The sequence below is a fragment of the Nitrosovibrio sp. Nv4 genome, from assembly GCF_900215485.1.
GTDB lineage: Bacteria > Pseudomonadota > Gammaproteobacteria > Burkholderiales > Nitrosomonadaceae > Nitrosospira.
On record NZ_OCMZ01000002.1, the window covers coordinates 1,041,505 to 1,051,191 of the forward strand.

12 protein-coding genes are annotated in these 9,687 nt (G+C 58.0%); all 12 read left to right on the forward strand.

From position 1 onward, the window contains the following. Positions 1–30: 30 nt before the first annotated feature. The 12 genes from CRO05_RS12915 (at position 31) to CRO05_RS12970 (ending at position 9,640) form a co-directional block, all read left to right on the forward strand. Positions 31–384, forward strand: coding sequence for a phage tail tube protein (locus CRO05_RS12915; protein ID WP_097067544.1), 354 nt, complete (start codon positions 31–33; stop codon positions 382–384). A gap of 4 nt (positions 385–388) precedes the next feature. Continuing rightward, positions 389–709 (forward strand): hypothetical protein, encoded by a 321-nt coding sequence (locus tag CRO05_RS12920; protein ID WP_097067545.1) that lies wholly within the window; start codon positions 389–391, stop codon positions 707–709. A 129-nt stretch (positions 710–838) separates the two neighbouring features. After that, positions 839–2,578: a phage tail tape measure protein gene (locus tag CRO05_RS12925; RefSeq protein ID WP_097067546.1), complete on the forward strand. Its 1,740-nt coding sequence runs from the start codon at positions 839–841 to the stop codon at positions 2,576–2,578. Continuing rightward, positions 2,578–3,771, forward strand: coding sequence for a DNA circularization protein (locus CRO05_RS12930; RefSeq protein ID WP_097067547.1), 1,194 nt, complete (start codon positions 2,578–2,580; stop codon positions 3,769–3,771). Before CRO05_RS12925 ends, CRO05_RS12930 begins: the two co-directional genes overlap by 1 nt. Further along, complete coding sequence (locus CRO05_RS12935; RefSeq protein ID WP_181319782.1) at positions 3,768–4,847, forward strand: phage baseplate assembly protein; 1,080 nt, start codon at positions 3,768–3,770, stop codon at positions 4,845–4,847. Before CRO05_RS12930 ends, CRO05_RS12935 begins: the two co-directional genes overlap by 4 nt. Further along, positions 4,847–5,275 carry a phage baseplate assembly protein V gene (locus CRO05_RS12940; protein ID WP_097067548.1) on the forward strand — a complete coding sequence of 143 codons (429 nt, stop codon included), beginning with the start codon at positions 4,847–4,849 and terminating at the stop codon, positions 5,273–5,275. Before CRO05_RS12935 ends, CRO05_RS12940 begins: the two co-directional genes overlap by 1 nt. Continuing rightward, positions 5,272–5,724 (forward strand): phage GP46 family protein, encoded by a 453-nt coding sequence (locus CRO05_RS12945; protein WP_097067549.1) that lies wholly within the window; start codon positions 5,272–5,274, stop codon positions 5,722–5,724. Before CRO05_RS12940 ends, CRO05_RS12945 begins: the two co-directional genes overlap by 4 nt. Beyond that, positions 5,725–6,771 (forward strand): baseplate J/gp47 family protein, encoded by a 1,047-nt coding sequence (locus CRO05_RS12950; RefSeq protein ID WP_097067550.1) that lies wholly within the window; start codon positions 5,725–5,727, stop codon positions 6,769–6,771. Beyond that, the gene (locus tag CRO05_RS12955; protein WP_097067551.1) at positions 6,762–7,346 is read left to right on the forward strand and encodes a YmfQ family protein; all 585 of its coding nucleotides are present in this window, start codon (positions 6,762–6,764) and stop codon (positions 7,344–7,346) included. Before CRO05_RS12950 ends, CRO05_RS12955 begins: the two co-directional genes overlap by 10 nt. A gap of 16 nt (positions 7,347–7,362) precedes the next feature. Further along, on the forward strand, positions 7,363–8,172 hold the full coding sequence (locus CRO05_RS12960; protein WP_097067552.1) for a hypothetical protein: 810 nt from the start codon (positions 7,363–7,365) through the stop codon (positions 8,170–8,172). A gap of 14 nt (positions 8,173–8,186) precedes the next feature. Continuing rightward, entirely contained in the window at positions 8,187–8,723 is a 537-nt protein-coding gene (locus CRO05_RS12965) for a hypothetical protein (RefSeq protein ID WP_097067553.1), read from the forward strand. A 155-nt stretch (positions 8,724–8,878) separates the two neighbouring features. Continuing rightward, positions 8,879–9,640: a DNA adenine methylase gene (locus tag CRO05_RS12970; RefSeq protein ID WP_097067554.1), complete on the forward strand. Its 762-nt coding sequence runs from the start codon at positions 8,879–8,881 to the stop codon at positions 9,638–9,640. The last annotated feature ends 47 nt before the right edge of the window (positions 9,641–9,687 follow it).

Sequence of the window (9,687 nt, forward strand, 5' to 3'; positions counted from 1 at the left end):
AACCAGGACAACTTTTAACGGGAGAGTTAGATGGCGAATCAAATTACCGGTCGAGTATTTGTCAGCATCAACGGCAAACGCCTGGCATCCAAAGAGGGTGGGAAGCTCGGCTTTGGAACAGTCGAGCGAGAGGCAGTGCTGGGCGATAGCGGCGTGCTGGGCTACAGCGAAAAGTCGACCGTACCATATGTCGAGTGCACCATCGCGCACAAGAGCGATACGTCGCTCAAAGAGTTGCAGGACACCACCGACGCATCCATTACGTTCGAGGCGGATACCGGCAAAGTATACATGTTGCGTAATGCCTGGAATGCAAAAGCGATCGAGTTGGACAAAGGTGAGGTCGCATTGCGTTTCGAAGGCATGAGCGCGGAGGAAGCGTAAATCCATGGAAACCACAGGCGGAAAATTCAAGCACGGCTTCAAGATCGGCGAGAAGGTCTACACCGATTTCGTGATGCGTGAAATAACGGTGCAGGATATGACCGATGCCGAGGTGGCGGCCACCCGGCAAGGCGGCGGCGTGCACACACCGATAACATTCAATGCGCATGTGATGGTGCGGCAACTGCAGGCTGTCTCCAACAAGGATGGCGAAGTCTACGAAGGGCCATTCACTTTCGCCATGCTGCAACGGCTGAAGCCCGCCGATTACTGGGAGCTGCGCAGGACGCAGCAGGAGTTGGATGAGCTGGGGGAAGCCGGGTAGCGCAGCAAAAGGGAATGCTGGATAGCATTTTTTTGCTTGCGCTAAAAACCGGCTGGTCCTATCGGGAAATCAAGGCTCTCCCAGTATTCGAATTTAATCATTTTCTATCGCATCTGACAAAAACCAAGAATGGCTAATCGCGATCTCACCCTGGCAATGAAACTGCATGCGGACGCAACCCGGTTTGTCACCGGGTTGACTTCGGCTGGAGGCGGGGTACGCAGATTCACGGGCGGGGTCAAGCGTGAGTTCGAAGCGCTGAAGGGCGCGCTGAGCAGTGTCGAGGGCAGACTGGCGTCGATTGGTGTGTCCGTTGGCACTGTGGCCACGATAATGCAATCGGCGCGCATGGACAAGAGCCTGACGCAAATTGGCCAGACGGCAGGCGCAAGCCGGGCTGATGTGGCAGGGTTGCGCAGTGAGCTGTTCCGCATGTCCAGGGATACCGGGCAGGACGTGGATGATCTGCAGCAAGGGTTCAATAACGCGGTGCAGTCCGGGTTGCAATTCAAAGAGGCTCTGCCGGTGATCGATGCCACCAATAAGGCGGTCGCGGTAACCGGCGCAAAGGCGGACATTCTAACCGGTGCGCTGACTGTTGCGGCCACCGCGTTCGAATTCGACCTATCGAAACCAGAAATGGCGGTAACCCTACTCGATAAGATGACTGTGGCGGGTCGGCTGGGCAACGCAGAGCTGGAAAATCTCTCAAGTATATTCGGTCGGGTTGGCCCGAACGCGGCCGCGGCTGGTTTTGGGTTCGACCAGACGCTGGCGTTTGTAGAAGGTTTATCGCAAATCGAGCGCCAACCGGAGCGCTTGGCCACGTTAGCGGATAGCACGATCCGCTTGTTTACTAACTTGCGCTACATGAAGGATGCGCAGAAAGCGACCGGCGTGAAGTTCTTCGATGCCTCTGGTAGCCGTCGCGATGCGGTCACAGTGCTGAAAGATATCAAGGTTCAATACGACAAGCTTGGTACAGAGCGGGATCGTGCGCTGTTTGTGCAGAAAGCGTTTGGACAGGCGGATCTCGACACCATCAAGGGCATGCGTGTGCTCCTATCCGGCGACATGCTGAACATGGTCAGTAACTTCTCAGGTGAGATTGCTGCCGCAGGTGGTGCGATCGGACGAGATCTGCCGGCGGCGATCAGCAACTCGGTCGACCAGGTGGGGAGGCTCAAGGCTGCGTTGCGCCAGGCAGCGGATAGTTTCGTGCAGCCTATCAACGAGACGCTTTCCAGATCCGTCAAGCGCGCTATGGACAGCAAGGCGGATGGCGGCATGGGGCTCGACGGCAAGGATATGATCCTCGGCGGCGGCGCGGCACTGCTCGCGACCTTAGGCTTGGCGCGCTACGGCGGAAAGGCGGTCGGTGCACTTGCCAAGCGGTTTGGCGGAACGGCTGCTGGCGTGGCCGAAGGCAAGGCGCTGGAAGCAGCTGCCGGCGTGACGCCAGTGTATGTGGTCAATATGCCAGAGGGAGGCGTAGCGGGGGCAGCCGGAAGCCTGCTTGGCGGAGTGACCGGTCTGGGCAGCTTGGCCGGAGGCGCGATGTTGGCCAAGGCAGGGCTTGCCGCTGCGGCAGTAGGTGCGGCCGGCTACGGGGTTTACAAGGTAGCCGAGGGCACCGCAATCGGTGACAGAATCGGCGCGACCTTCGATAAGGTAATGGCGTTCTTTGGTAGCCAGCAAGCTGAACAGGCGATCGCGCTTGAACAGAAGCTGCAATCCACTGATATCGGCGGCACGATCAATATCAAGATTGACTCTGAAGGCCGTGCCGCCGTGATAAGCACATCTTCAAGTAACAAAAACGTGCGCTTCAATGTAGATGCCGGCATGACAATGGCGGGGGCGTACTAATGGCCGGCTGGCGCGATCAGCTCCAGGCCGCGACCTTCCGAGGGGTGCCGTTTCATGTGCGCTCGGGTGACGGCACGATCGGGCGCCGCACGGTCTCGCATGAGTATCCAGGGAAGGACGTCCCATACGTCGAGGATCTGGGTCGCCGCGCGCGTGAATTCACGCTGGAGGCATTTGTGCTGGGCGCGGATGTCATGCGCGATCGCGATGCGCTGATCGCCGCCCTTGAGGAGCCAGGCACCGGCGAGCTGGTGCATCCCTATAAGGGCCGCATGAAGGTGGCGGTACCGAACGGGCGCTGGTCGCAGTCTCTCGATCAAGGGGGCATTGTCCGCTTTTCGATCACGTTTCAGGAATCGAGGGACGTGGTGCAGCCGACGGTGCGCGCCGATACCCAGGCAGGTGTGGAGGTTGCCGCCGATAACGCCGAGAGTGCGGTGATTTCTGAGTTTGAGGAGGCGTTTACCGTCGACGGTCAGCCCGATTTTGTGAGTACTGCGGCGCTGGCCAACGTCGCAACGGCGTTGGATGAAATCAAGGCTTCAGCAAATGGCGTTCTGCAAAATTCCGCGACCATGCCCCAGTTTCTGCGCGATCTCGCCGCGATCAGCACTACCAGCGCCAGCCTGATACGGTTTCCAAATAGCCTGGCGGGAAGTCTGTTCTCGCAGGTGCGCAGCCTGCGCGCGATCGCGCTTTCGCCGGCAGCGGCGTTTCACTCTCTATCCGGGTTGTTTGACTTCGGGACTACTGGTTTTTCACCGCTCACCGGTACCACGGCCGCCTATCAGCAACGCGCTGCAAACCAGCAGGCCGTGATCAACCTTACCCGCAATGCGGCGCTGATCGAGGCATCCCGCGCCAGCAGCCAAACGGAGTTTGCCAGCTACGATGACGCGATTGATGCCCGCGTTGTCTTGGCCGATCAGCTGGAAGCCGCCGCCGAGACCGCCCCGGACGCTACTTACGCTACCCTGATTGACCTGAGGGTGGCAGTGGTACGCGATATCACCACCCGTGGCGCCGATCTGTCGCGCATTGTGCAATTCACGCCTAACACGACACTGCCTGCCCTGGTGGTGGCGCATCAGCTATATGGCGATGCTGAGCGGGAGACTGAGATCGTGGCGCGCAACCGCATCCGCCACCCTGGCTTTATTACCGGCGGACAGCCGCTTAAGGTGCTGACATGAGCAAGGTTGAGCTCCGGGTTAATGGTGCTTTCTATGGCGGGTGGAAAACCATCCGCATCGAGCGCGGTATCGAGCAGATTGCCGGCACATTCGAGCTGAGCGTGACCGATCGCTGGGCGGAACAATCAGCGGTGCGGCAAATAAATCCAGGCCAACCATGCGAAGTGAGAATTGACGAAGCCGTGGTAATTACCGGTTACGTCGACACAGTGGCGCCGCAATACGATAAGCAGCAGCACACCATTACTGTGAGCGGCCGTGACAAGACTGGAGATCTGGTTGACTGCTCAGCGATTCACAAGAGCGGACAGTGGTCCGGCCGCAAGCTGGACCAGATCGCCGCCGATCTCTGCCAGCCGTTCGGGATTACGGTTTTTCGCAATACAGACGTCGGGAGTGCTTTCAATCCCCCATTTTCAATAGAAGAAAGCGAGACGGTATTCAACTGCCTGGAGCGCGCTGCCCGGATGAAAGCAGTGCTGCTGGTATCCGACGGCCTGGGTAACCTGGTGCTTACTCGTGCCGGCTCCGGCGCTTCGGTGGCAGTGCTGACCGAAGGCGAAAATATTCTCGCCGGCAAGGGAGAATACTCGTGGATAGACCGGCACAGCCGCTATGTCGTCAAGGGCCAAGGTGTGGGCACCGATGATTTTAACGGCCCGCAGGTCGCGCATCAGCAAGCTGAATCGATAGACTCAACAATTACCCGCTACCGGCCATTGACGGTGCTGGCCGAAGACCAGGGCACAGGTGCTACCCTTTCCCAGCGGGCGCAATGGGAGCGCAACGTGCGTATGGGACGCGGCAATCGCGCCACGATTACCGTGCAAGGCTGGGCGCACGACGGCAATTTGTGGAAGCCGAACACAATGGTGCATTTGCGATCGCCCATGCTTTATGCAGACCATGATTTGCTGATCGCCTCGGTGGTTTTTCTCCTTGATGAGCAGGGTACCCGCACGGAGCTGCAGCTCGTGCGCCGCGAAGCCTTTGACCTGGTAGCCGGAGTTAGCCTGACCGGCAAGCAGAATAAAGCCAAAAAGGCAAAAAGCGATGATTGGAGTATCGGGTTTTGATGCGCGCTATTAATAAGCTGCTGGCGCCACTGACCCGCCGGGTACGGCTGATGGTCGGGCGCGGGGTGCTTTCCCTGGTAAACGATGGGCTCAAGATGCAGGGCGTGCAGGTTCAATTGCTCGCTGATGAAGTGCGGGATCTGGAGCGTTTCCAGGACTACGGCTTTACCTCTGTACCTCATGTCGGGGCGGAAGTTGCGGCGGTATTTGTCGACGGCAACCGGGATCACGGCATTGCCATCCGCATCGATGACCGGCGCTACCGCGTCAAGGGACTGAAGTCCGGCGAGGTGGCCATCTATACGGATGAGGGTGACAAGGTTGTAATGAAGCGTGGACGTATTATCGAGATAACTGCGGGCACGAAAGTGCGCATGGTGACACCGCTTCTCGAAGTGACGGGCGAGATCAAGGGTCTTCAGCCGTGAGCGATATTCGCACATTATTCTTCGGGTTCGAGCGGGGCGCGGATTATGCGCTCGATGCCCTTGGCCTGACGTCAGACGATGGGCTGGAAACCGCCGTAATCCTCTCGCTTTTCACAGACCGCCAGGCTGAGCCGGCGGACATCATCCCGGATGGCACAACTGACCAGCGCGGCTGGTGGGCGGATGCTTTTGCCGATGTGCCGGCGGACAAGATAGGCAGCCGATTATGGTTGCTCCATCGGGAAAAACAACTCCAGTCCGTGGTGAACCGCGCACGTGAGTATGCCCAGGAGTCGCTCGACTGGCTGGTGGATGATGGCGTGGCCAAGGCAGTGACTGTCACTGCAGAAGTCGTGCGCACGGGTGTGTTAGGTCTATCCATCGAGATTGTCCGGCCCGATAGCACTGTTGCTAAATTCCGTTTTGATAATTTCTGGAAGGCTGCGTAAATGCCATTTTCCCGCCCTACACTTGCCGATCTGATAGAGCGTTCGATTTCCGATATCGAAGCGCGCCTGCCAGGCGTGGACGCCCGCCTGCGCCGATCCAACCTCAACGTTCTCTCGCGGGTGCATGCCGGAGCAATTCATGGCCTGTATGGCTATCTTGACTGGCTGTCCAAACAGGTGATTTACGACACCGCCGAAGCGGAAATCCTCGACCGCTGGGCAACGATCTGGCTGGCACAGCCGCGCAAGGCCGCCGTATCGGCCATTGGCGATATAACTTTTACCGGTACCGATGGCGCGGTGATACCGACGGGAACTCTGCTGCAGCGCGCCGACGGCGCGGCATTCACCACCAATGCCGCTGCTACCATTTCCGCAGGCACCGCCACCGCCGCAGTCACGGCTTCGCTTGCCGGTACCGCTGGCAATACGGATGCCGCCGCGACGTTAAATATGGTGGTGCCGATTGCCGGGGTTAACGCCGCCGCCACCGTTGCTGTGGGCGGACTTTCCCAAGGCTCCGACACTGAGGCGGATGCCAATCTGCGCGCCAGGCTGATAGCGCGCATCCGGCAGCCGCCGCACGGCGGCGCGGATTATGACTATATCGCCTGGGCGCTTGAAGTCGCTGGCGTAACCCGTGCATGGGTGTATCCGAAGGAGCTCGGCCTTGGCACCGTTACGGTGCGCTTCGTGCGCGATGATGATGCAAGCATCATTCCAGACGCCGCCGAGGTGACAGCGGTGCAAGACTATATCGACGCTCGCCGTCCGGTAACAGCTGTGGTAACGGTGGTCGCGCCGGTAGCGGCGGCGCTGAATTTTACCATCTCGGCAGTTACGTCAGTCCGGGACGCGATCGCTGCTGCGCTTACTGACATGCTGCTCCGTGAGGCCGAGCCGGGCGGCACCATCCTTCTCTCGCGCATTCACCAGGCTATCAGCGTCGCGGCGGGAGACAACGATTACACGTTGAATGTGCCGAGTGCGGACGTAACGCATACCGCAGGCAAATTGGCGACGATGGGGACCATCACATGGGCATAACGGCTGACGATTATCTGAGCCAGTTGCAATCGTTGCTACCGCAGGGGCAGGCATGGCCGCGCGAACCGGACGCCACGCTTACCCAGTTGATGGCAGCGCTGGCCGAGGAATTTGCCCGTTTTGATGCCCGCACCCAGAGGCTGTTCGACGAAGCCGACCCGCGCACCACGGTCGAGCTATTAGCCGACTGGGAGCGGGTGGCGGGACTGCCGGAAGCCTGCCTGGCTGCAATCGCCCAGACGACGGGAGAGCGTCGCTCTGCGCTGCTCTCCAAACTGATCGGCGTGGGTGGACAGAGCAGGCAGTATTTTATTGGTATTGCGGCCGCGCTCGGATATACGGTCACCCTAACCGAGTTTCGGCCATTCCAAGTTAATTCAGAAGTAAACGATGCCCTCCGGGGCGAGCAATGGCGGTTTGCCTGGCAGGTCAATTCCGCATTGATTACGGTGCGCGCCTCCACCGTGGCCGCAGCGGTTAATGATCCGCTTCGGTCGTGGGGGAATGCGGCGCTGGAGTGTGTTATTTCAAAATACAGCCCGGCACATACGAAAGTTTTATTCGCTTACACATAGAAAGAAGAGGAACAGCATGGACAATAGAAAGTTTCAGACCGCCGCTTCCGCCAGCCCGCCGCCCGCCGAGGCAGCCCCATCGACCGGGTACCCGACCGATGGCAACCCGTCCCTCGCACTGCCGGCCACCGTGCCGGGCGCCGCGTGGTTCCACCAGATTGGCGAGGAGCTGCGAAACCTGCTGACACAGGCGTCCATCATACCCAGCGCTGCCGATCTTACGCAGCTGCATGCGGCCATAAAAACATTGTTCAGCAACGCGACGATCACCAGCGCCGGTGCCGCGCCGACCTTTACCCTGACACCGTCACCAGCGATTGCCGCGTACGTCGCCGGGCAGCGGTATCGGATCAATTTTCATGCTACCGGAACCACGGGTAGCAACACGCTGAACGTGTCTGCGCTGGGTGTCAAGAACCTGAAACAGTACGATGCCTTCGGTGCGAAAGTGCCAGCGATGGTCGTGTCTGGACAATTGACAGATGTCGAGTATGACGGCGTGGATATGGTGATCCTTGACCCATTGATGGTTGACTTTTCGAGGAAGCCTATCTCTGCAAATGATTATCAGCTGCTACCGAGTGGATCTATTATTCAATGGGGAATCAATGCGCAAAACATAACCGCTGGAATAGAGAGCGCAGCCGTTATGTTTCCGATCACTTTCCCGAATGCCATTTTTGGTATTTTTATTTGTCATATCGGCGCGATAGAGACTGTAAATGTAATCATTTCCAACACAACTCCACATACCACATCGAAGTTTCACTGGAAATCGAATCATACCGGAAGCCAATCTCATTTCTGGTTCGCCATAGGACGCTAATAAGGATAACTGCCATGTTCTACTCACCATCAACCTTCGGTTTTTACCACCCTTCTATACACGGCGACAACATTCCTGTTGATGCCGTCGAAATCACTATTGATGAGCATGCCGCACTGCTCTATGGCCAGTCCCAAGGCAAACGTATCGTTGCAGACCAGTTGGGCCGCCCGGTTCTCGCCGATCCCCTGCCGCCGACCGCTACCGTGATGATTGCCGCCGCGCTGGCACGCATCAATGCTGCCTATGAAGGGGCAGTAGCGTCAATGACAGCGGGCTACCCGGAAGATGAGGTAAGAAGCTGGACAAAGCAGGAAACGGAAGCCAGGGAGTGGCTTAAGGACCCGGCCACGGCAACGCCATGGATTGATGGGGCGGTCTTGGCACGTGGCATAGCGAAGGCCGATCTCGTTACCAAAATTATCGAGAATGCTAACCTTTTTGCGCCCATGCACGGTGAGCTGACCGGGAAAAGGCAGAAACTCCGGGATCAAATAGGGGCACTCGGAGCAAGTCCTACGCAGCAGCAGCTGGACGCAATTCGGTGGTGACTGCAATGAAAGTAAAGAAGAGAGAGCGGCCGAAATCATGCTGTAACATGGTCCCGGCCGCCGTAACCCACAGGACACACCTGTGAGCCACAGCCAAGGCTCCCTGCCAGTCGACCGGCAACGGGAGTCTAGCATAACCATGAGAGAGGCTCACAATGCACAACCCTATTATTCCGTGGATCGGCGGTAAACGCCGCCTGGCAAACAAGATCATGCCGCTTTTCCCAGCCCATGAATGCTATGTCGAACCGTTTGCCGGCGCGGCCGCGTTGTATTTCCGGAAGGCGCCGGCACAGGTCGAAGTGCTCAACGACATCAATGGCGAGTTGGTGAATTTATACCGAGTGGTCAAGCATCATATGGAAGAGCTTGCCAAGCAATTCAAGTGGGCGTTAACCAGCAGACAAATATTCAAGTGGCTGCAGGCAACACCAGAGGAAACGCTGACCGATATCCAACGTGCGGCCAAGTTCTATTACCTGCAAAAACTGGCATTCGGCGGCCGAGTGGAAGGCCAGACCTTTGGCACAGCCACTACCTCACCGCCCAGACTTAACTTGCTACGGCTTGAGGAGGATCTGAGCCAGGCTCACCTGCGCTTGGCCAGAACCTACATCGAACATCTGGATTGGCAGGAATGCATCAGCAAGTACGACCGGCCGCACACTCTTTTTTATCTCGATCCGCCGTACTGGGGGACCGAGGGATATGGCGTCGGGTTCGGTCTGGAGCAATATGATGAGATGGCGAAACTGGCCAAGACGATAAAGGGAAACATGATCATCAGCGTCAACGATATCCCTGAGATGCGAAACGCCTTCGCTGGACTGACGATGGAGTCAGTCGATATCAACTACACGGTCGGTGGAGCGCAGAGGTGCGGGAAGCGTGCCGAGCTGATCATCAGGAGTTGGTGAGCATCGGCATGTTAAGTTTTCTGACCATTCTGTATGGTGTGATTTAT